At 69.9% G+C, this 16,973-nt stretch carries 14 protein-coding genes and 2 tRNA genes; 13 read left to right on the top strand and 3 right to left on the bottom strand.

All coding sequences use genetic code 11. The annotated features are described in order from the left end of the window. The first annotated feature begins 21 nt into the window (after positions 1-21). Positions 22-864, top strand: a complete 843-nt coding sequence (locus ACFYXS_RS02045) for a helix-turn-helix domain-containing protein (protein ID WP_389242764.1) — start codon at positions 22-24, stop codon at positions 862-864. Between the two features lie 34 nt (positions 865-898). On the opposite strand, the gene ACFYXS_RS02040 is transcribed toward ACFYXS_RS02045, so the two are convergent. Further along, positions 899-1,465, bottom strand: coding sequence for a helix-turn-helix domain-containing protein (locus tag ACFYXS_RS02040; RefSeq protein ID WP_389242762.1), 567 nt, complete (start codon positions 1,463-1,465; stop codon positions 899-901). 46 nt (positions 1,466-1,511) lie between these two features. Here ACFYXS_RS02040 and ACFYXS_RS02035 point away from each other — a divergent pair, with 46 nt between their 5' ends. Both ACFYXS_RS02035 and ACFYXS_RS02030 read left to right on the top strand, forming a co-directional pair. Then, the gene (locus tag ACFYXS_RS02035) at positions 1,512-2,474 is read left to right on the top strand and encodes a TIGR03619 family F420-dependent LLM class oxidoreductase (protein WP_389242760.1); all 963 of its coding nucleotides are present in this window, start codon (positions 1,512-1,514) and stop codon (positions 2,472-2,474) included. A 1,002-nt stretch (positions 2,475-3,476) separates the two neighbouring features. Further along, positions 3,477-3,998 (top strand): hypothetical protein, encoded by a 522-nt coding sequence (locus tag ACFYXS_RS02030; RefSeq protein ID WP_389242758.1) that lies wholly within the window; start codon positions 3,477-3,479, stop codon positions 3,996-3,998. A gap of 278 nt (positions 3,999-4,276) precedes the next feature. On the opposite strand, the gene ACFYXS_RS02025 is transcribed toward ACFYXS_RS02030, so the two are convergent. Beyond that, positions 4,277-4,347, bottom strand: a tRNA-Gly gene (locus tag ACFYXS_RS02025). 112 nt (positions 4,348-4,459) lie between these two features. Here ACFYXS_RS02025 and ACFYXS_RS02020 point away from each other — a divergent pair. From ACFYXS_RS02020 to clpX, 5 genes are all read left to right on the top strand, one after another. Beyond that, positions 4,460-4,536, top strand: a tRNA-Pro gene (locus ACFYXS_RS02020). Positions 4,537-4,688: 152 nt separating this feature from the next. Then, positions 4,689-6,089 (top strand): trigger factor, encoded by a 1,401-nt coding sequence (tig, locus tag ACFYXS_RS02015; protein WP_389242756.1) that lies wholly within the window; start codon positions 4,689-4,691, stop codon positions 6,087-6,089. 244 nt (positions 6,090-6,333) lie between these two features. Beyond that, positions 6,334-6,936 (top strand): ATP-dependent Clp protease proteolytic subunit, encoded by a 603-nt coding sequence (locus tag ACFYXS_RS02010; RefSeq protein ID WP_384275019.1) that lies wholly within the window; start codon positions 6,334-6,336, stop codon positions 6,934-6,936. Between the two features lie 97 nt (positions 6,937-7,033). Further along, on the top strand, positions 7,034-7,669 hold the full coding sequence (locus ACFYXS_RS02005; RefSeq protein WP_319661579.1) for an ATP-dependent Clp protease proteolytic subunit: 636 nt from the start codon (positions 7,034-7,036) through the stop codon (positions 7,667-7,669). Between the two features lie 185 nt (positions 7,670-7,854). Beyond that, positions 7,855-9,138 carry an ATP-dependent Clp protease ATP-binding subunit ClpX gene (gene clpX, locus ACFYXS_RS02000; RefSeq protein WP_389242754.1) on the top strand — a complete coding sequence of 428 codons (1,284 nt, stop codon included), beginning with the start codon at positions 7,855-7,857 and terminating at the stop codon, positions 9,136-9,138. A 69-nt stretch (positions 9,139-9,207) separates the two neighbouring features. On the opposite strand, the gene ACFYXS_RS01995 is transcribed toward clpX, so the two are convergent. Then, positions 9,208-10,062, bottom strand: a complete 855-nt coding sequence (locus ACFYXS_RS01995; RefSeq protein WP_389242752.1) for a hypothetical protein — start codon at positions 10,060-10,062, stop codon at positions 9,208-9,210. Between the two features lie 362 nt (positions 10,063-10,424). Between ACFYXS_RS01995 and ACFYXS_RS01990 the strand changes: the two genes are divergently transcribed. From ACFYXS_RS01990 to ACFYXS_RS01970, 5 genes are all read left to right on the top strand, one after another. Continuing rightward, positions 10,425-13,061, top strand: a complete 2,637-nt coding sequence (locus ACFYXS_RS01990) for a valine--tRNA ligase (RefSeq protein WP_389242750.1) — start codon at positions 10,425-10,427, stop codon at positions 13,059-13,061. A 71-nt stretch (positions 13,062-13,132) separates the two neighbouring features. Then, a complete protein-coding gene (locus ACFYXS_RS01985; protein ID WP_389242748.1) occupies positions 13,133-14,725 on the top strand; it encodes a bifunctional folylpolyglutamate synthase/dihydrofolate synthase in 1,593 nt (530 codons plus the stop codon). 24 nt (positions 14,726-14,749) lie between these two features. Further along, entirely contained in the window at positions 14,750-15,085 is a 336-nt protein-coding gene (locus ACFYXS_RS01980) for a DUF4233 domain-containing protein (RefSeq protein WP_389242746.1), read from the top strand. Positions 15,086-15,169: 84 nt separating this feature from the next. Next, positions 15,170-15,583, top strand: a complete 414-nt coding sequence (ndk, locus tag ACFYXS_RS01975; protein ID WP_319661334.1) for a nucleoside-diphosphate kinase — start codon at positions 15,170-15,172, stop codon at positions 15,581-15,583. A gap of 310 nt (positions 15,584-15,893) precedes the next feature. Beyond that, positions 15,894-16,913, top strand: a complete 1,020-nt coding sequence (locus ACFYXS_RS01970) for a rod shape-determining protein (protein WP_319661577.1) — start codon at positions 15,894-15,896, stop codon at positions 16,911-16,913. Positions 16,914-16,973: the final 60 nt, after the last annotated feature.

Here is a 16,973-nt window from a genome sequence, read left to right as displayed (position 1 = left end):
CGGCCCGCCTACCCTGGAGCCATGCCACGCGACCGCGCCGCGCTCGGGGCGTTCCTGCGCTCCCGCCGCGACCGCCTCACCCCTTCCCAGGCGGGCATCGAAGCGTTCCCCGGGGCCCGCCGGGTACCGGGGCTGCGCCGGGAGGAGTTGGCCGTACTGGCCGGTCTGAGCCCGGACTACTACAGCCGGCTCGAACAGGGATGCCAGGCCAACATCTCGGCCGAGGTGCTCGACGCGCTGGCCCGGGCGCTGCGCCTGGACGAGGTCGAGCGCGCGCATCTCCGCGACCTCGCCGCGCCCACCGCACGACGCCGCGCAGCGCCTTCGCAGGTGGCCCAGTACCCCGATCCCGGGCTGCTGCGGCTGATGCGCACGCTCGACCATGTCCCGGTGCTGCTGCTCGGCCGCCGCGGAGTGGTGCTGGCCCGCAACGCGCTGCTGGTGGAGGTGCTGGGCCGGCCGCTGGAGCCGGGGACGTCCTTCGTCCGCTTCATGTTCCAGGACCCGGTCGCCCGCGAGCGGATCGTGAACTGGGCGGACTTCGCCTCGGCCACCGTCGCCACGATGCGCCGCGAGATCGCCCGCCGCCCGGACGACCGCCGCCTCACCGCGCTCCTTGACGAGTTGCGCGCCTCCGACGAGGACGTCGCCGCTTGGTGGGATGACCACGCCGTCCGCGACTACGCGTCGGTGACCAAGCGCGTCCGGCACCCCGCCGCCGGCCCGATGTCCTTCGACATCGAGATCGTCTGCGCGCCGCACGAGCCGGACCAGCGGCTCGTCGTCTACACGGCCGAGCCGGACTCTCCCACCGCCCGCGTCCTGCCGATCCTGGCCGGCTGGAACGCCGTACCCCGTCCCTGACCGCCGCCGGGGCCCCCACCGGGAACGGCGCGGGTCACGGCCTGTCGACGCGGGTGAGGACGATCGCGTAGCGGCACTCGGCGTCGCTGGTGTTGGCGAAGACGCACGCGACGGGTCGGTCGACCTCGATCGAGTCACCGGGGCCGAGTTGGTGCACCGCGTCGCCCTCGTGGAAGGTCAGCCGGCCGTCGAGCACCCAGACGGCCTCCCGCTGGAAGGCCAGGGACGCCGCCGGGTACGGAATGCGGGCCCCGGGAGGCAGGCGGACCTCGGCGATGTCCGCGGGGAAACCGGGCCCGGTGATCTGGCGCCGGCGGTATCCGGTGACGGGGTCGCGCCATTCCGTGGCGTCGGCCGCCCGGTGCACCCCGGTGCCCTCGGCGGAGGTGAGCAGGGCGGAGACGGAGACCTGGAAGGCAGCGGCCAGCTTGCCCAGGACGACAGCGGTGGGGCTGCTCTCGGCGCGCTCGATCCGGTTGATCATCGCGCGCGACACCCCGGAGGCGTCCGCGACCTGCGCCAGGGTCCATCGGCGCTGTTCCCGTTCACTGCGGATGCGAGCCGCGATCTGCGCGACCAGCGGATCTACTATATTGGACACGGTTCTATTATATGAGAAAGACCGATCCCGCCCGTTGGAGGACCCCATGGAACTCGGTCTCGCACTGCCCACCGCCGGACCGCAGACGTCGCCGGAGACGATCGTCAAGGTCGCCCAGGAGGCCGAACGGCTCGGCTACGCCGCCCTGTGGACGTTCGAGCGCCTGCTCCGCCCGATCGACAGGGTCGTGCTGTGGACGGGAGGTGATCCCCAGATGCTGCCGGAGTTCTACGGCTCGACCTACGAGCCGCTGGAGACGCTGAGCCATCTCGCCGCCGTGACCGAGCGGATCAAACTGGGCACCGCGGTCCTGGTGGCGCCGCTGCACGTACCGGTGATGCTCGCCCGCCGGCTCGCCACCCTGGACCGGTTCAGCGGCGGCCGGGTCATCGCCGGTCTGGGACAGGGCTGGCAGCACAACGAGTTCGACACGGCGAACGTGCCGAGCAGCCGCAAGGGTGCCCGTACGGAGGAATTCATCACGGCGATGCGCGCCGCGTGGGGGCCGGACCCGGTCCGGCACGAAGGCGAGTTCTACCGGATCGCGCCGTCGCAGGTGAACCCCAAGCCGGTCCAGGACCGCATTCCGGTGCTGCTGGCCGCGACGTCGCCGGCCGCCGTCAAGCGCGCCGCCCGGATCGCGGACGGCCTGATCCCGATCGCCTCCTCGGCGCAGGAACTGCGCGGCGTGGTGTCCACGCTCCACGACGCGGCACGGGAGGCGGGCCGCGACCCCGCGGACCTCATGGTCGTCAACCAGGTGCCGTGGCCGACCCCGGTCACCCGTGAGCCGATCGGGGAGGGCCGGCCCTTTCTCGGCGGATCGCCCCGGCAGATCGCCGAGGACCTGGTGGCCGCCCGCGAGAGCGGTGCGACCCAGGTGTACCTGGCCGGCGGCCAGGGCCTCGGCCTCGACGTGGGCCTGCAGGCCGCCGACGTGGACCTGTGGCTCGGACTGCTCGGCGAGGTGATCGAGGCGGCCGACGGCCTCGGCGCCCTCGCCCCGTGAGGACCGGCGCGCAGCGGGCGACGCCTCCCCTGGGCGGTGCCGCGGCGGGCCCGCGGGATCAGGCCGGGGGCGGCGCGGGACGGGCCGAACTCCGGCCCGGGGCGGGCGCGTTCCAGGACTCGAGCAGGCGCAGGGAGGTGATCTGCGTGTTTGGGCGGTGGCCGCGAGCGTTGCGGCCTTGGCGTCGAGTGCTGTGACAGGCGTGGCGAACGCGAAGGACAGGCCCGCGCCACGTGTTGCCGAGCCTCACGCTTACAGCGGTTCCCTCTACCCGTGCCCCTTCTTCCCGCCCCCGGCCGGCTACGGCCTGAGCCGTCCGGGCCGTCCCGGTCCTCCGGGACCGCCTGGGCCGCCCGGTCCGGTGGGTCCGCCTGGTCCTCTTGGACCGCAGGGGCCTGTTGGTCCCTCTGGCCCTGCGGGGCCTCAGGGTGACGCCGGAGCAGACGGTCCGTCCGGGCCCATGGGTCCTGTCGGGCCGCAGGGGCCAGTAGGCCAGGCCGCGCCAGCGGGTCCGGCTGGGCCGCCGGGTGTCGCCAACGCCCGTGTGGTCGTCGGGTCTCCTGCCATTTCGCTTTTGCCGGCTGCCCGGCGGGGCAGGTTGCGCTGGGCGGTGGTGGCGTCCTGTCTGGTATGGGGGCGCACAACCCGTTGACGACGTCTGTCCCGACCACCAACGGCGGCGGGTCGAACACCAGCGAGCTTGCGAACGACGTTGCGTGGATGGGATGGCGCGTCGGCGAGTGGCCGCGATCAGCGGCGCAGTCTGCCCAGAGCTCGACGGGCGCGAGTGCAAAGGAACTCATGACCCGGATGGGGCACAGCTCGACGCGTGCTGCGCTGATCTATCAGCACGCCGGCGCCCAGCGAGAACGCGTGATCGCTGACGCCGTGAGTGCCCTTGTCGAATCCGCTCGCCAACGGCCTGTACTTCGCCGCAGGGCGCCGGCCTGTGCGGCAGTGTTGATCCCACCCGAATGCCTGGTGAGCCGAGAGGGACAGTCCGTGAGTAATCCAACGTCCGATAACGAGCTCTGGGATGCCTTCGTCGCTGCCAAGCGTGAGCTGCACCGCTGCCAAGCGGACTTCTACCAGAACGCGCAGAACAGACCTGGCATCCTCAAAGCTGCCCTGTCAGGAGGGCCTTGGCAGCGCGGTACCGCTCTCGACTTCCTCCGCTCGTTCGCAGACGACGGCCTCGAGCTCCTCCCGCAGCTCATCGAGCTATCCATGTCACATGGCTGGGCCATGGACGCCCGGCAAGCCGTCGACAACATCCCTCGGGACCGCCTCTTGCCAGCGTTGGACCCACTCATCACGGCGCAGCTGGAGACAGCCGATGATGACGAATATCGTCGCCTCGCTGAACTCCTCGCCCACATCAGGGCGTGGCTACTTCTGCAACAGCTCATCCGGCATGCTCAGGCCAGCAAGGATCCCGACGTATGCGAGGTAGCCGATGACTTCACTGCCGAGTACGGCGTCATGTGGGCCCCGAAGCCATCGGGCACTGGGTTGAACCTTTGACGCCCTTGGGTCGGGCAACACGCTCGCGTCGCACACGAGTGCCAGCACACGTGAGCTGATGACGCGCCTTGGCCACAGCTCGACCCGCGCGGCGCTGGTGTATCAGCACGGCAACCGCGAGCGGGAGCGTGAAATCGCCGATGCGATCGACGCCATGATCATAAAGACCCTGAACCGCGGCTCCCGGCGGAACGGGCACGCAGCCCTGATCCGCCCCTCGGAACGACAAAGGCCCAGGCCGGGGAAAACCTCCCCTGACCTGGGCCTTCGCCTTGCAGAGCGGGCGACGGGAATCGAACCCGCGTAGCCAGTTTGGAAGACTGGGGCTCTACCATTGAGCTACGCCCGCAACGGCCAGTCATTCTGGCACATCGCATCGTAGCCGATCGACCTGGCCTCCGCGCACCCGCATATATGGACGCCAGGGCGTGCGGGGGCATGTACTCTACGTGTCGCACCGACGGGGTGTGGCGCAGCTTGGTAGCGCGTCCGCTTTGGGAGCGGAAGGTCGTCGGTTCGAATCCGGCCACCCCGACCAGTCCTCGGCGCCATGCGCCGGAGAGGCCCGGCTGCACGTTTGTGGTACCGGTAGGATGGGTTGCTGGCCACCCGGCATGCGGCCGCATTGCCGAATCCGCATGATCCCCGAGCGGCCGCCCATCAACGTAAAGCCCCCAAGGAGACCCAACCGTGAAGAGCGCCGTCGAGACTCTGAACCCGACCCGGGTTCGACTCACTGTCGAGGTGCCCTTCGAGGAGCTCAAGCCCAGCCTCGACGCGGCGTACAAAAAGATCAACCAGCAGGTCACGGTGCCGGGCTTCCGTAAGGGCAAGATCCCCGCGCGCGTCATCGACCAGCGGTTCGGCCGTGGCGCGGTCCTCGAAGAGGCCATCAACGACGCCCTGCCGAAGTTCTACACGGAGGCTGTCAACGAGGGCGAGCTCAACGTCCTGGGCCAGCCCGAGGTCGACATCACCGAGTTCAACGACGGTGAGGAACTGAAGTTCACCGCCGAGGTGGACATCCGTCCGGTCATCGAGATCCCGGACTACTCCGGCATCGAGGTCACCGTCGACGCCATCGAGGTGTCGGACGAGGACGTCGACAAGTCCCTGGAGCAGCTGCGCGAGCGCTTCGCGTCCACCACGGTGGTCGAGCGCGCCGCCGCCGACGGCGACGTCGTCGTCGTGGACCTTGAGGCCAAGGTCGACGGCGAGGTGCTGGAGGACGGCGTCGCCAAGGGCGTCAGCTACACCATCGGTTCCGGCCAGCTGCTCGACGGCATCGACGAGGCCGTCACCGGCCTCGAGGCCGGCGGCACGGCGACCTTCAGCTCCGAGCTCAAGGGCGGCTCCGCGGCCGGCCAGACGGCCGAGGTCACGGTCGACGTGACCTCCGTGCAGTCCCGCGAGCTGCCGGAGCTGGACGAGGACTTCGCCCAGCTGGCCAGCGAGTTCGACACGCTGGAGGAGCTGCGCGCCGACGCCGTCAAGCGCCAGGAGCGCATCAAGCAGTACGACCAGGCCACCCAGGCGCAGGAGAAGGTGCTCGACGCCCTCCTGGAGCTGGTGGAGATCCCGCTGCCCGAGAAGCTCCTTAAGGACGAGATCGAGACCCGCACGCACAACCTGGAGCACCACCAGTTCCCGTCCCTGGGCCTGGACTGGGACACGTTCCTGGAGCGCGAGGGCAAGACCCGCGAGGAGTACGACGCGGAGATCGAGTCGCAGGCGAAGAAGGGCATCAAGACCCAGTTCGTGCTGGACGAGCTCGTCTCCAAGGAGAAGCTGTCGGTCAACCAGGAGGAGCTCACCGAGCACCTCATGCGCCGTGCGGCCTCCTCCGGCATGAGCCCCGACCAGTTCGCCCAGGCCGTCGTCGAGGGTGGCCAGGTGCCGCTGCTGGTGGGCGAGGTCGCCCGCGGCAAGGCGCTGGCGCTGGTGGTCGAGGCCGCGACGGTCAAGGACACCAACGGCGAGGTCGTCGACCTGGAGGACGAGGAGGACGAGACCGGCGAGACGGTCGAGGCTTCCTCCGAGTCCGGTGACGAGGACGAGGCCGGGACGAAGAAGGACGACGCCGAGGCCTGAGCCCCGCGCCGCCCGATGCGTCGTACGACGGGCCCGGACGCCCCCCGCGTCCGGGCCCGTTCTGCTCGGGTTCGCTCACGGCGTAGGGCCAGCCTGCGCTCACAGCGAACAGTTTCGCGTGGGGGATTGCTGGGCCCCACCTGCGCGTTAGGGTCCGTAAGTACGAGGGCCCGTGCCCTACGAGAAGTCCCTGAGACGGCTCAGCGCCGTCCGACAACGAGCAGGTGGATACGTGACGACTCCGATGCCTTCCGCCGCCGGCGAGCCGACCATCGGTGGCCTCGGCGACCAGGTCTACAACCGACTGCTCGGCGAGCGGATCATCTTCCTCGGCCAGCCTGTTGACGACGACATCGCCAACAAGATCACCGCGCAGCTGCTCCTCCTTGCCGCCCAGCCGGACAAGGACATCTACCTCTACATCAACAGCCCCGGCGGCTCCGTGACCGCGGGCATGGCGATCTACGACACCATGCAGTTCATCAAGAACGACGTGGTCACCATCGCCATGGGACTGGCCGCCTCCATGGGCCAGTTCCTCCTGACGGCCGGTACGCCGGGCAAGCGCTTCGCGCTGCCGAACACCGACATCCTGATGCACCAGCCGTCCGCCGGTCTCGCCGGTTCGGCGTCCGACATCAAGATCCACGCCGAGCAGCTCCTGCGCACCAAGAAGCGCATGGCCGAGCTGATCGCGCAGCACTCCGGCCGTAGTGTCGAGGAGATCACCCGCGACTCCGACCGCGACCGTTGGTACTCCGCCGACGCGGCCAAGGAGTACGGCCTGATCGACGACGTCATCACGCACGCGGTGAACGTACCGGGCGGCGGCGGCACGGGCGCCTGACGGGCCTGAGCCCGATCAGCCCCGCAGGACCGACCCCAGCCCTCTGCTCATCATCAGGACGGTGAACGTGACCACCCAGAACTTCCCCGGCAGCGGTATGTACGACCGTACGAGCGCCGCCGAGGCCCGCTATGTCGTCCCGCGCTTCATCGAGCGCACCTCCCAGGGCGTTCGCGAGTACGACCCGTACGCGAAGCTCTTCGAGGAGCGCGTGATCTTCCTGGGCGTGCAGATCGACGACGCCTCGGCCAACGACGTCATGGCGCAGCTGCTGTGCCTGGAGTCGATGGACCCCGACCGCGACATCTCGGTCTACATCAACAGCCCCGGCGGCTCCTTCACGGCGCTGACCGCCATCTACGACACGATGCAGTTCGTCAAGCCGGACATCCAGACGGTCTGCATGGGCCAGGCGGCCTCCGCCGCGGCCGTGCTGCTGGCCGCCGGCACGCCCGGCAAGCGCATGGCGCTGCCGAACGCCCGCATCCTGATCCACCAGCCGTACAGCGAGACCGGTCGTGGTCAGGTCTCGGACCTGGAGATCGCGGCGAACGAGATCCTGCGCATGCGTGCGCAGCTCGAGGAGATGCTCGCGAAGCACTCCAGCACCCCGATCGAGAAGATCCGCGACGACATCGAGCGCGACAAGATCCTCACCGCCGAGGAGGCCCTCTCCTACGGTCTGGTCGACCAGATCGTCTCCACTCGCAAGAGTTCGAGCGTCGCGGTCTGAGGACCGCCAGAGGCCTTCCGGGCCTCGTGTGGCACGAAAGTCCCCTCTTGGGGCGGCAGGGTTGTGCAGGTCACGGCCCAGTCGTTCCAAGGGGGGCCCGCACTGGGGGCGCGGCAAGGTACCGTCGATAGGCAAGCACCAGGACTCGTCGAACTGACGGGACCCAGGCGAAGGGGAAGCACCTCGTGGCACGCATCGGTGACGGCGGCGACCTGCTCAAGTGCTCATTCTGCGGAAAGAGCCAGAAGCAGGTGAAGAAGCTCATCGCAGGGCCCGGTGTGTACATCTGCGACGAGTGCATCGATCTCTGCAACGAGATCATCGAAGAGGAGCTCGCCGAGTCCTCGGAGGTGCGCTGGGAGGATCTCCCCAAGCCGCGCGAGATCTACGAGTTCCTGGAGAGCTACGTCGTCGGCCAGGAGCCGGCGAAGAAGGCGCTCTCCGTCGCGGTCTACAACCATTACAAGCGGGTGCAGGCCGGCGAGAACGGCGGGCGCGGTCACGACGACGGCATCGAGCTCGCCAAGTCCAACATCCTGCTGCTGGGCCCCACGGGCTCCGGCAAGACCCTGTTGGCGCAGACCCTGGCCCGGATGCTCAACGTGCCGTTCGCGATCGCGGACGCCACGGCGCTGACGGAGGCCGGTTACGTCGGTGAGGACGTCGAGAACATCCTGTTGAAGCTGATCCAGGCGGCCGACTACGACGTCAAGAAGGCCGAGACCGGGATCATCTACATCGACGAGATCGACAAGGTCGCCCGCAAGAGCGAGAACCCGTCGATCACCCGCGACGTCTCCGGTGAGGGCGTCCAGCAGGCGCTGCTGAAGATCCTGGAGGGCACCACCGCCTCGGTGCCGCCGCAGGGCGGGCGCAAGCACCCGCACCAGGAGTTCATCCAGATCGACACGACCAACGTGCTCTTCATCGTGGGCGGCGCCTTCGCCGGCCTGGAGAAGATCATCGAGTCCCGCGCGGGCGCCAAGGGCATCGGCTTCGGCGCGACCATCCGCTCCAAGCGCGAGATGGACGCCGCGGACCAGTTCTCCGAGGTCATGCCCGAGGACCTGGTCAAGTTCGGCATGATCCCCGAGTTCATCGGCCGTCTGCCGGTCATCACCAGCGTGCACAACCTCGACCGCGAGGCGCTGCTGCAGATCCTCGTCGAGCCGCGCAACGCCCTGGTCAAGCAGTACCAGCGGCTGTTCGAGCTGGACGGTGTCGAGCTCGAGTTCGAGCGCGGCGCCCTGGAGGCCATCGCGGACCAGGCCATCCTCCGCCAGACCGGCGCGCGGGGTCTGCGCGCCATCATGGAGGAGGTGCTGATGTCGGTGATGTACGAGGTGCCGTCCCGCAAGGACGTCGCCCGCGTCGTCATCAGCGACGACGTCGTTCACTCCAACGTGAACCCCACCCTGGTGCCGCGCGAGCCGCGCATCATCGGCAAGGGCGAGCAGAAGAGCGCGTAACGCTCCACCGCACACGTCATACGTGAGGGGCGCCCGGCGAAGGCCGGGCGCCCCTCACGTATGTGCGGTCTACTTCTTGACGCGGACCTCGTCGCGGATCTTCACGGTGCTGTCGGCCCACTCGGAGACCGAGGGGCTCCGCGTGGTGCCGAGCACGTCCAGGTTCATGTTCATGGCCATGGCGACCGTGCTGTCGTCGGCCCAGGCGCAGTACGGGAAGGTGACCCCGCCGGAACCGAAGGTGCCGCACTTCATGATGTCGCCGTCGAAGCCGGCCGGGTGCTGCTCGGTGGGGCTCTGTCCCGTCGAGGAACCGGCGCTGTTCTTGAAGCCGGTCAGCATCGCGTCCAGGGCGGCGCCGGGGTCGCTGATGTCGCCGTAGGCGCCGGAGATCACCAACTGGGAGCTCGAGGAGTTCTTGTACGCGCCCGAGACCGTCTTGGCGCTCTTGATGCCGGCGTCGTTCCCCGATTCGCCGTTGCTGAGGCCGGAGTTGGCGGCGTTCGACGAGTCCTTGGTGTACTCGCCGTTCAGCAGCGTGGCCGGCATCGACAGCGTGTAGTCGCCGCCGCCACCTCCGAGGCCGCCGCCCTTGCTGCCCAGGAGGAACACCAGGCCGCCGCCGATCAGGGCGATCGCGAGGACGACCCCGATGACGATGCCGACCACCTTGCCCTTGCCGCCGCCGGAGGACGGGGGAGGGGGACCCCAGGCGCCGGGCTGCTGGCCCCAGGCACCGGGCTGCTGCGGGATGCCGCCCTGCGGGGGCTGCGCCGGCTGCTGCGGGTAGCCGTACCCGGGCTGCGGGGCGGCCCCGTAGCCGGGCGGGACCTGCGGCTGGGGCTGCGTGGGCGGCTGCGGGGGCTGGCCGTAGCCGGGCTCGCCACCCCAACCCGGCTGCGGAGGCGGCTGGTTGAAGCTCATGCGGGGGTCCCCTCGTTGTTCACTGCTGTCTGGTGCTCATCCTGGCGACTGTTCAACCCGTCTTCACCTCCGGTCCGTCAGGGATCGGTAACAAGACCGTGCGGGTGACCGGTTGCCGTCGCCCGGCGGCGAATCGGCGTCGTTCCGCGACCGTTTCACCGTCCGTCCCGCCGTACGCCCCGTGGTGCGGGCGACCGGGCAGCGGCAGGGCGGAGACCGGGCGGACGCCTCTGGATCCCTCCCTACCCTTGTCTGTGTACGGTCATCCATCGGGTCGTCCGTCCGGGGCACCCGGTCCCACCCGTGCACCCGGGTGCCACCGGATTCGTTGGCGGGGCGGCCGCGCCCGTAAACTGAGCGCCGTGACCGACAACACTCAGCAGGCCGCCGCGAGCGGGCCGAACAGCGTGACCCCCGAACTGCCGACCCAGTACGCGCCGGCCGAGGTAGAGGGGCCCCTGTACGAGCGCTGGGTAGAGCGCGGTTACTTCGAGGCGGACGCCAAGAGCGACAAGCCGCCGTACACCATCGTCATCCCGCCGCCGAACGTCACCGGCAGCCTCCACCTGGGCCACGCCTTCGAGCACACGCTGATCGACGCCCTCACCCGCCGCAAGCGGATGCAGGGCTTCGAGACGCTGTGGCAGCCCGGCATGGACCACGCCGGCATCGCCACCCAGAACGTCGTGGAGCGCGAACTCGCCAAGGAGGGCAAGTCCCGTCACGATCTGGGGCGCGAGGCCTTCGTCGAGCGCGTGTGGCAGTGGAAGGCGGAGTCCGGCGGTCAGATCTCCGGGCAGATGCGCCGCCTCGGCGACGGCGTCGCCTGGTCGCGCGAGCGCTTCACCATGGACGAGGGCCTGTCCCAGGCCGTCCAGACCATCTTCAAGAAGCTCTACGACGACGAGCTGATCTACCGCGCCGAGCGGATCATCAACTGGTGCCCGCGCTGCCTGACCGCCATCTCGGACATCGAGGTGGAGTACCAGGACGACGAGGGCGAGCTGGTCTCCATCCGCTACGGCGAGGGTGACGCGTCGATCGTCGTCGCCACGACCCGCGCCGAGACGATGCTCGGCGACACCGCGGTCGCCGTCCACCCCGAGGACGCGCGCTACCGGCACTTGGTGGGCACCGAGATCGAACTGCCGCTCACCGGCCGCCGTATCCCGATCGTCGCCGACGAGCACGTCGACCCGGCGTTCGGCACCGGCGCCGTCAAGGTGACCCCGGCGCACGACCCCAACGACTTCGAGATCGGCCAGCGCCACGGCCTGCCGAACCTCGCCGTCATGGACGAGCACGCGATCATCACCGCGCACGGCCCCTTCCAGGGCCTGGACCGGCTGGAGGCGCGCAGCGCCATCGTCGCCGCCCTGCGCGCCGACGGCCGCATCGTCGCCGAGAAGCGCCCCTACACCCACTCCGTCGGGCACTGCTCGCGCTGCAAGACCACCATCGAGCCGCGGCTGTCCATGCAGTGGTGGGTCAAGGTCGCCCCGCTGGCCAAGGCCGCCGGCGACGCGGTCCGTGACGGCCGGGTCGCCATCCATCCGCAGGAGATGGAGAAGCGCTACTTCGACTGGGTCGACAACCTCCACGACTGGTGCATCTCGCGCCAGCTGTGGTGGGGCCACCGCATCCCGGTCTGGTACGGGCCGAACGGCGAGGTCGTCTGCGTCGGGCCGGACGAGCAGCCCCCGTCCGGCGACGGGTGGACGCAGGACACCGACGTCCTGGACACCTGGTTCTCCTCCGGCCTGTGGCCGTTCTCCACCCTCGGCTGGCCCGAGCGGACCGAGAGCCTGGCGAAGTTCTATCCGAACTCCGTCCTGGTCACCGGCTACGACATCCTCTTCTTCTGGGTCGCCCGGATGATGATGTTCGGCCTGTACGCGATGGACGGGACCCCGCCGTTCCACACCATCGCCCTGCACGGCATGGTCCGTGACCAGAACGGCAAGAAGATGTCGAAGTCCTTCGGGAACGTCGTCAACCCGCTGGACTGGATGGACAAGTACGGCTCCGACGCGCTGCGGTTCACGCTCGCGCGCGGCGCCAACCCCGGCACCGACGTGCCCATCGGCGAGGACTGGGTCCAGGGCTCCCGCAACTTCACCAACAAGATCTGGAACGCCACGCGCTTCGCGCTGATGAACGGCGCCACGGTCGAGGGCGAACTGCCCGCTCCGGAGGAGATGTCGGCGACCGACCGCTGGATCCTGTCCCGGCTGGACTCCACGGTCGCCGAGGTCGACGCGCTCTACGACGACTACCAGTTCGCCAAGCTCAGCGACGTCCTCTTCCACTTCGCGTGGGACGAGGTCTTCGACTGGTACGTGGAGCTGTCCAAGACCACCTTCATGGCGGGCGGCCGGTCCGCCGAGGTGTCCGGGCGGGTGCTCGGCGAGGTGCTGGACAAGCTGCTGCGGGTGCTGCACCCGGTCGTCCCGTTCGTCACCGAGACGCTGTGGACGACGCTCACCGGCCGCGAGACGCTCGTGACCGCCGAGTGGCCGCGGGACTCCGGTTTCCGCGACGCGGCCGCCGAGAAGGAGATCGGCGCCGTCCAGTCGCTGGTCACCGAGGTCCGCCGGTTCCGCGCCGACCAGGGCCTGCAGCCCGGCCAGAAGGTCCCGGCCCGGCTGGACCTGGCCGGCACCGGTCTGGACGCCCACGAGGCCGCTGTGCGCCAGCTGCTGCGCCTCCAGCCGGAGGGCGAGGGCTTCGCGGCCACCGCCACCCTGCCGGTCGCGGGCGCCACGGTCGCCCTGGACCTGTCCGGCGTCATCGACGTCGAGGCCGAGCGCAAGCGGCTCGCCAAGGACCTCGCGGCGGCGGAGAAGGAGCGGGCGCAGGCCACGGCGAAGCTCGGCAACGAGGCGTTCCTGGCCAAGGCCCCGGACCCGGTCGTCGCCAAGATCCGCACGCGGCTGGAGACGGCCGAGGCGGACATCGCCCGCATCACCACGCAGCTGGCGTCCCTGCCGCAGGCGTGACCGGGGGCCGTGGGCGGGTGTGCCGCCCGCCCACGGCCCGGACCGGTCCGCCCGGTTCGTAGACTGGTGGCGTGAGTACTTCGCGCCCCGGCAACGGCCACGACCCCGACCCCGACGATGCCCCCCTCTCCGACCCGCTGACCGCGCTCGGCCTGACCGCCGACGCCGGCCAGGAGGGCCACGAGGACGAGGGCGGCTACGACGACGATGGGGCCGGTCCCGTCCGCGAGGCCGACCTCGCCGTCATCGAGGCGGGCAGCCGCACCCTGCGGGCCGGGGGACCCGCGCCCCAGGAGGACGACGTCCCCGGCCGCCCGGCCGATCCGGAGCTGGACAAGGCCCTGCGCGAGGTCGAGACGGAGCTGGCCGGCCGCTGGCCGGAGACCAAGCTGGAACCGTCGCTGGACCGCATGACGGCCCTGATGGACATCCTGGGCGAGCCGCAGCGCGCGTACCCCTCGATCCACATCACCGGCACCAACGGCAAGACCAGCACCGCGCGCATGATCGAGCAGTTGCTGCTCGCCTTCGACCTGCGCACCGGCCGGTACACCAGCCCGCATGTGCAGTCGGTGACCGAGCGCATCAGCCTGGACGGGCGGCCGATCGCGCCCGAGACGTTCATCGAGACCTACCGCGACCTCCAGCCCTACGTGGAGATGGTCGACGCGTCGCAGCCGCACCGCATGTCGTTCTTCGAGGTGATGACGGGCATGGCCTACGCGGCCTTCGCCGATGCGCCGGTCGACATCGCGGTCGTCGAGGTCGGCATGGGCGGCAGCTGGGACGCCACCAACGTCATCGACGCCACCGTCGCGGTCGTCACCCCGATCTCGCTGGACCACACCGACCGGCTGGGCTCCACGCCGGGCGAGATCGCGGTGGAGAAGGCCGGGATCGTGAAGAAGGACGCCACCGTCGTGCTGGCGCAGCAGCCCGTCGAGGCCGCGCAGGTGCTGCTGAAGCGCGCGGTGGACGTGGGGGCGACGGTGGCCCGGGAGGGCATGGAGTTCGGCGTCGTGCACCGGGAGGTCGCGGTCGGCGGGCAGTTGCTGACCCTGCGCGGCCTGGGCGGCGAGTACGAGCAGGTGTTCCTGCCGCTGCACGGCGAGCACCAGGCGCACAACGCGGCCGTGGCGCTGGCCGCCGTGGAGGCGTTCTTCGGCATCGGCACCGAGCACGACCGCACGCTGGCCGTCGACACCGTCCGTACGGCCTTCGCCAACGTCACCTCGCCGGGCCGGCTGGAGGTCGTACGCCGCAGCCCGAGCGTGGTGCTGGACGCGGCGCACAACCCCGCGGGCGCGCGGGCGGCCGCGGCCTCGCTGGCGGACGCGTTCGGCTTCACCCATCTGGTGGGTGTCGTCGGCCCCAGCGGTGACAAGGACGTGCGCGGGCTGCTGGAGGCCTTCGAGCCGGTCTTCTCGGAGGTCGTGGTGACCCAGAACTCCACGCCCCGCGCGATGGACGTGGACGAACTGGCCGCGCTCGCGGTCGAGGTCTTCGGCGACGAGCGGGTGCAGGTCGAGCCGCGTCTGGACGACGCGATCGAGGCGGCGGTCACGCTGGCCGAGGACCAGGGGGAGTTCTCCGGCGCCGGGGTGCTGATCACCGGATCGGTGATCACCGTGGGAGAGGCCCGGCTGCTGCTGGGCCGCAAGTGACGAGCGAGAAGCGGAACAAAGCGGATGCGGACCCTGTGCGCCAGCACTCTGATCGGTGAATTCTTCGTGATCGGCTTCGCGGGGCTGGTCGCGATGAAACAGCCGGACCTGTCGGCGGGCACGGTGTGGGCGGTCTGCGGCGTCGCCATGGCACTGTGCGTTCTGCTCTGCGGAATGCTGGGCCGGCGCGGCGGCCTGACGGTCGGCTGGGTGCTCCAGGCCGGGCTGGTCCTGAGCGGCCTCGTCCTGCCGGTGATGTTCTTCCTCGGCGTGGTCTTCGCCGCGCTGTGGTGGGCCGCCGTCCACTACGGCCGCAAGGTCGACCAGGCCAAGGCGGCCCGGGCGGCGCAGACGGCCTGACCAGTGCCGAGGGGGTGGGCCGTGGCGCACACCGGCGCCCGGTAATGTCGTCGTACCCGCTACCCCGCACATAGGAGTCACACCGTGTCGCAGCGCACCCTCGTCCTTCTCAAGCCCGACGCCGTTCGTCGCGGCCTGGTCGGCGAGATCCTCGGCCGCATCGAGCGCAAGGCCGGCTGGAGCATCACCGCGTTGGAGCTGCGCACGCTCGAGCGGCAGGTCCTGGAGCAGCACTACGCCGAGCACGTGGGCCGGCCCTTCTACGAGCCGCTGATGGAGTTCATGGCGGCCGGTCCGTCCGTCGCCCTGGTGGTCGAGGGCGAGCGGGTGATCGAGGGCGTGCGCGCGCTGGCCGGCCCGACCGACCCGATCGCGGCGGCGCCCGGTTCGATCCGCGGCGACTTCGGCACCATCGTCCGGGAGAACCTGATCCACGCCTCCGACTCCGAGGAGTCGGCCGAGCGGGAGATCAAGATCTTCTTCCCCGGCCTGGCCTGATCCGCCCCGCCGTTCGCCCCGGATTCCCCGCTGACGCCCGATCAGCGCAATGGGTGGCCGGAATTTTCCCGGCCACCTCGCGGCATATGCCGGTCGTACGGGGGAACCAATTCCGCCGACACGGCGTCACCATTGCCGGGGGCCGCTGTGTGTTCTGACGACAATGGCGGCGGATCCCTGACCCCGCGCCCCGGCAGGCGCGACTAGGATGGAATCTCCGCTCCTCAGGCTTCGCGCACAGCGCCCCGCCGTGCTCACCCCCACACTGCTCCAGCTCGGGAAGGCCAGACGTACCCTCATGGCGAACAACATGTCGTTCATCGGCCGTGACATGGCTGTCGACCTCGGCACTGCCAACACGCTGGTGTACGTCAGGGGTCGCGGGATCGTCCTCAACGAGCCGTCCGTCGTCGCCATCAACACCAATACGGGCGGCATCCTCGCGGTCGGCTCCGAAGCGAAGAAGATGATCGGCCGGACCCCCGGCAACATCGTCGCGGTCCGTCCTCTCAAGGACGGGGTGATCGCCGACTTCGAGATCACCGAGCGCATGCTGCGCTACTTCATCCTCAAAATCCACAAGAGGCGCTACCTGGCCCGCCCGCGGGTCGTGGTCTGCGTTCCCTCCGGCATCACCGGCGTCGAGCGCCGCGCGGTCATCGAGGCCGCCACCCAGGCCGGCGCGCGCCAGGTGCACATCATCGAGGAGCCGATGGCGGCCGCGATCGGCGCCGGGCTCCCGGTCCACGAGGCGACCGGCAACATGGTCGTCGACATCGGCGGCGGCACCACCGAGGTCGCCGTCATCTCGCTCGGCGGCATCGTCACCGCGCAGTCCATCCGGGTGGCGGGCGACGAGCTGGACAACGCGATCATCCAGCACATCAAGAAGGAGTACAGCCTTCTGCTGGGCGAGCGCACCTCGGAATCGATCAAGCTCACCATCGGCTCGGCCTTCTCCGTCGACGACGAGGAGCACACCGAGATCCGCGGTCGCGACCTGGTCTCCGGCCTGCCCAAGACGGTGGTCATCTCCGCCGCCGAGGTGCGCAAGGCCATCGAGGAGCCGGTCAACGCCATCGTCGACGCGGTCAAGACGACCCTCGACAAGTGCCCGCCCGAGCTGTCCGGCGACATCATGGACCGCGGCATCGTCCTGGCCGGCGGCGGCGCGCTGCTGCGCGGTCTGGACGAGCGCCTGCGCGCCGAGACGGGCATGCCCATCCACATCGCCGAGAACCCGCTCGACTGCGTGGCGCTGGGCGCCGGCAAGTGCGTCGAGGAGTTCGAGGCCCTCCAGCAGGTCCTGGACGCGCAGCCGCGCAGGTGAGTTCGCACGATCCTTCGTACGGGCGAACTCCCGCCCGTACGCCGGATCGTTCTCCTCTCC

Origin of the sequence: Streptomyces sp. NPDC002574 (assembly GCF_042889545.1) — a bacterium.
Taxonomy (GTDB): Bacteria; Actinomycetota; Actinomycetes; order Streptomycetales; family Streptomycetaceae; genus Actinacidiphila.
Note: the sequence above shows the minus strand (reverse complement) of the source record. Positions and strands in the feature narration are given on the sequence as shown.